The organism is Streptomyces solincola, assembly GCF_002982015.1.
Taxonomy (GTDB): Bacteria; Actinomycetota; Actinomycetes; order Streptomycetales; family Streptomycetaceae; genus Streptomyces; species Streptomyces solincola.
Window position 1 is genome coordinate 1 of record NZ_PVLV01000703.1, and the last position, 3,581, is coordinate 3,581.

Below are 3,581 nucleotides of genomic sequence, written 5' to 3' on the forward strand. Positions count from 1 at the left end.
CTCACCAGGAGCCCCGATGACCGCCTCCCGCCCCCTCACCCTGGTGGCCCTCGGCGCGCTGGCCGCGGCGGCCGGGCACATCGGGCCGGCGGCCGGATGGCTGCCGGGGCCTCGGGCGCTGCTGTGGCCGGGGCTGGACGGGCGGGGGGACCCCGGCCGGGTGGCGCTCACCTTCGACGACGGGCCGGACCCGGACAGCACCCCGCACTTCCTGCGGGTGCTGGACGGCCTCGGCGTGCGGGCCACCTTCTTCGTGCTGGGCGAGCGGCTGGCCCGCCACCCGGAGCTGGGCCGGCGGATCGCCGCCGAGGGCCACGAGCTGGCCGTGCACGGCTGGCGGCACGAGCGGCCCTGGCGGCCCCGGCCGCTCGCCGACCGCCGGGAGGTCGCCCGGACGGCCGAACTCGTCGCCGGGGCGCAGGGCCACTGGCCCCGGTGGTACCGGCCGCCGTACGGCATCCTCACCGGCGGGCGCTGGGCCGCCGCCCGCGCCGCCGGGCTGCGCACGGTCCTCTGGTCGGCCTGGGGCCGGGACTGGACCGCCCAGGCCACCGCGGACTCCGTCCGGGCCGAGGCCTCCGCCTCGCTGCGCGGCGGCGGCACCGTGCTGCTGCACGACTCCGACGCCACCGGCGCCCCCGGCTGCTGGCGGGCCGCCCTCGGCGCGCTGCCCGCACTGGTCGGCGACTGCCGGGTGCGCGGCCTGCGGGTCGGACCGCTCGCCGAGCACCGGACACCCACCCCTCCCGAATAGCTCGCCTGTTCGGTTGTCTCGTACGCTGGGACCATGCCGGCGCACTTCCAGGGCTCCCTGTTCGACCAGACCGACGACCTCCGGCTCGGCCCGCTCGACGGTCTGCGGCGCACCCCGCTCGGCCGGGGTGCCTGGATCGACCTGCTGCCGGGCTGGCTCACCGGCGCCGACGCGCTGTACGGGCACCTGGCCGCGCACGTGCCCTGGCGGGCCGAACGCCGCCGGATGCACGACACCGAGGTCGCCGTCCCCCGGCTGCTCGCCTTCTACCGCGCCGCCGACCCGCTGCCGCACCCCGTCCTCGACCAGGCCAGGACCGCCCTGTCCGCCCACTACGCCGCCGAACTGGGCGAACCCTTCACCACCGCCGGGCTCTGCTACTACCGCGACGGCCGCGACAGCGTCGCCTGGCACGGCGACCGGACCGGCCGCGGCGACCGCGAGGACACCATGGTCGCGATCCTCTCGGTGGGCCAGCCCCGGGACCTCGCCCTGCGCCCCCTCGGCGGCGGCCCCGCCCGCCGCATCCCGCTCGGCCACGGCGACCTGGTCGTCATGGGCGGGTCCTGTCAGCGGACCTTCGAGCACGCCGTCCCCAAGACCACCCGCGCCGCCGGCCCCCGGATCAGCGTCCAGTTCCGCCCGCACGGAGTCAGATGAACCCCCGCCCGGCCCGGACGCGCCCCGTACCGGACCGGTGACGGCGGGTGACTCATGGTCGCGCCGGGCCGAGCGGTGTTAGAAAGGGGATCGTGGTCCCCTTTCTCGCCCGGCTCCGCGGCAGTTCGGTCCGCTCGCTGACCGAACGCCGTCCGCGGAGCGTCGCGGGGCAGGTCTTCGTCCTCCAGGTCGCCCTGGTGGTCCTGCTCGTCCTCGGCGCGGTCCTCGCACTCGTGCTGCAATCCCGGGGCGACAGCGACCGCGAAGCCCGCAACCGCTCCGTCGCCGTCGCCGAGTCCTACGCCAACGCGCCCGGCATCCGCGCGGCACTGGCCGACGACGACCCCGCCGCGATCCTCCAGCCGCTCACCGAGACCGCCCGCCGGGCCGCCGGCGTGGACTTCATCGTGGTGATGAACACCCGCGGCATCCGCTACACCCACCCCCAGCCCGAACGCATCGGCGGGCAGTTCGTCGGCACCATCGAGCCCTCGCTGCGCGGCGAGGTCCACGTCGAGAGCGTCAACGGCCCGCTCGGCGAGGAGGTCCAGGCCATCGTCCCGGTGCGCGGCCGGGGCGGGACCGTCATCGGGCTGGTCTCCGCCGGCCTGGAGGTCCGCAACGTCACCGGCGTGGTCAACCGCCAGCTCCCCGTCATCCTCGGCACCGCCGCCGCCGGACTCGCCGTCGCCACCGCCGGCAGCGGCCTGGTCGCCCGCCGGCTGCGCCGCCAGACCCACGGCCTGGGCACCGCCGAGATGACCCGGATGTACGAGCACCACGACGCCGTCCTGCACTCGGTGCGCGAAGGCGTGGTCATCGTCGGCGGCGACGGCAGGCTGCTCCTCGCCAACGACGAGGCCAAACGCCTCCTCACCATGGACGCCGACGCCGAGGGGCGGTCCGTCCGCGACCTCCCCGGGCTCGACCCCGTCATCGCCGAGCTGCTGTGCTCCGGGCGCGTCGCCACCGACGAGGTGGTCCCCGCCGCCGACCGGCTGCTCGCCGTCAACCAGCGCCACACCGACCGCCACGGCGGCCCCGCCGGCACCGTCGCCACCATCCGCGACACCACCGAGCTGCGCGCGCTCACCGGCCGCGTCGAAGGCGCCCGCCGCCGCCTGAACCTCCTCTATGACGCCGGCGTCGGCATCGGCACCACCCTGGACGTGGTGCGCACCGCCGAGGAGCTGGCCGAGGTCACCGTCGGCCGCTTCGCCGACTTCGTCACCGTCGACCTCGCCGACCCGGTGCTGCGCGGCGAGGAGCCCACCGGCGCCTCCGCCGACATGCGCCGCACCGCCGTCGCCGGCGTCCGCGGCGACCACCCGCTCTACCCGCGCGGCAAGATGATCGGCTTCGTGCCCTCCACCCCGCAGGCCCGCGGCTTCGGCACCGGCCGCGCCGAACTGGTGCCCCACCTCTCCGAGGCCCTCGGCTGGCACGCCCAGGACCCCGAGCGGGCCGGGCAGATCGTCGACTTCGGCATCCACTCGCTGATCGCCTGCCCGCTCAAGGCCCGCGGCGTCGTCCTCGGCGTCGCCAACTTCTGGCGCATGGAGCGGCCCGAGCCCTTCGAGGACGAGGACCTGGCGCTCGCCGAGGAGCTGGTGGCCCGCGCCGCCGTCAGCATCGACAACGCTCGCCGCTACACCCGCGAGCACGCCATGGCCGTCACCCTCCAGCGCAGCCTGCTGCCCCGGGCCCTGCCCGAGCAGAGCGCCCTGGAGGTCGCCCACCGCTACCTGCCCGCCCAGTCCGGCGTCGGCGGCGACTGGTTCGACGTCATCCCGCTGCCCGGCAGCCGGGTCGCCCTGGTCGTCGGCGACGTCGTCGGCCACGGCCTGCATGCCGCCGCCACCATGGGCCGGCTGCGCACCGCGGTGCACAACTTCTCCACCCTCGACCTGCCCCCCGACGAGCTGCTGGGCCGCCTGGACGACCTGGTCGGCCGCATCGACCAGGACGAGGACCCCTACAACACCGCCGACGGCGACGGCCCCGACGGAGGCGGCGCCGGGATGGTCGGCGCCACCTGCCTGTACGCCGTGTACGACCCGGTCTGCCGCCGCCTGCAGATCGCCCGCGCCGGCCACCCGCTGCCCGCCCGTCGGGGTGGACCAGGGCGGGCAGCGGGTGGCCGGCGCGGGCGATCTGCAGGCGGCGG

The 3,581-nt window shown here is 76.6% G+C and carries 3 protein-coding genes; all 3 read left to right on the plus strand.

Features of this window, described 5'->3' with window-relative positions:
• Window positions 1–16 precede the first annotated feature (16 nt).
• Window positions 17–754 (plus strand): polysaccharide deacetylase family protein, encoded by a 738-nt coding sequence (locus C6N75_RS29515; protein WP_105871898.1) that lies wholly within the window; start codon window positions 17–19, stop codon window positions 752–754.
• A gap of 33 nt (window positions 755–787) precedes the next feature.
• Window positions 788–1,414, plus strand: a complete 627-nt coding sequence (locus C6N75_RS29520) for an alpha-ketoglutarate-dependent dioxygenase AlkB (protein ID WP_105871899.1) — start codon at window positions 788–790, stop codon at window positions 1,412–1,414.
• Window positions 1,415–1,506: 92 nt separating this feature from the next.
• Window positions 1,507–3,581: SpoIIE family protein phosphatase (locus C6N75_RS29525; RefSeq protein WP_105871900.1), on the plus strand; the 2,075-nt coding region annotated here is incomplete at its 3' end.

Excerpts from the sequence above, each read along its gene's own strand:
- C6N75_RS29520 (WP_105871899.1), top strand. The coding sequence starts at position 788 with ATGCCGGCGCACTTCCAGGGCTCCCTGTTCGACCAGACCGACGACCTC.
- C6N75_RS29515 (WP_105871898.1), top strand. The coding sequence starts at position 17 with ATGACCGCCTCCCGCCCCCTCACCCTGGTGGCCCTCGGCGCGCTGGCC.